This is a genomic window from Roseateles sp. P5_B10, from assembly GCF_056400485.1.
The window spans coordinates 1-1189 of record NZ_JBFULE010001192.1 but is presented as its reverse complement, the minus strand read 5'-3'; the positions used below and the strand labels follow the sequence as shown (position 1 = coordinate 1189).

General features: G+C 65.3%; 1 protein-coding gene. It reads right to left on the bottom strand.

The annotated features are described in order from the left end of the window. The coding region (locus AC1DU6_RS32000) for a class I tRNA ligase family protein (RefSeq protein WP_477862234.1) at window positions 1–790 on the bottom strand (790 nt) is incomplete at its 3' end. Window positions 791–1189: the final 399 nt, after the last annotated feature.

The following is a 1189-nucleotide window of genomic DNA, read 5'->3' as shown; positions in this document are numbered from 1 at the left end:
CCACGTAGTCGTCGGCGATGACGGGGATCTCGCGGTCCGTCAGCGGCAGCTTGACCAGCTTGCCGATCAGCGCGGCGTAGCGCTCGTCCTCTGGGTGGACCATGACGGCCACGTCACCCAGCATGGTCTCCGGTCGCGTGGTGGCCACCACGACCGAGCCCGAACCGTCTGCCAGCGGATAGCGGATATGCCACAGCGAGCCGTCTTCCTCTTCGGAGTTCACCTCCAGATCGGACACGGCGGACTGCAGCACCGGATCCCAGCTCACCAAGCGAGTGCCGCGGTAGATCAGGCCTTCCTCGTAAAGCCGCACGAAGGTCTCGACGACGACGGTCGAGAGCTTTTCATCCATCGTGAAGTACTCATGGCCCCAGCTGACCGAGTCCCCAAGCCGGCGCATCTGGCCGGTGATGGTGTCACCGGATTGCTGTTTCCATTCCCACACGCGGGCGACGAAATTCTTGCGACCGAGTTCCTTGCGGCTGGTGCCAGCGGCCTGCAGCTGCCGCTCGACGACGATCTGCGTCGCGATGCCGGCGTGGTCGGTGCCCGGCACCCACAGCGTGTTGTCGCCCTTCATGCGGTGGTAGCGCGTCAGCGAGTCCATCACCGTCTGGTTGAAGGCATGGCCCATGTGCAGCGTGCCCGTCACATTGGGCGGCGGCAGCTGGATGCTGAACGAGGGCTTGGCCGGGTCCAGCGTCGGCTCATACAGGCCGGCGGCTTCCCACTTGGGGCCCCAATGGGCTTCCAGGGCGGCGGGTTCGAAGGACTTGGCAAGTTCGGTCATCGCGGCGTCGCCCGCTGTGAAGCTGGGGCGAAAAGAGGGCTTTTCGGGGGTCTGCGATTGTAGGGGGCCGCACTCGCGCGGCCTCCGCGCCGATCAGCGCGTCTGCAGCTTCAACTGTGACAAGGGCGCACAGCCTCCCCGGTCCCGGGCGAAACAAAACGATACCCGGCGATACCGCGTCGAGATGCTCTGGCGCGGGCTAACCGCAAACATGAGCGCCATCCCCACCACGGGCCTCGAGCGCCCTACGGAGCAGCACCATGAACTTTTTTCGTCGCTGGCACGCCCACCACGAGTTCCACCACCACTTTGGCCACGGTCATCGCGGCCATCATTTCGGCCGCCATGCTGATGGCTTCGCCCACCTCCTTCTCAACCGAGTCGGCGCCAAGCTGGACC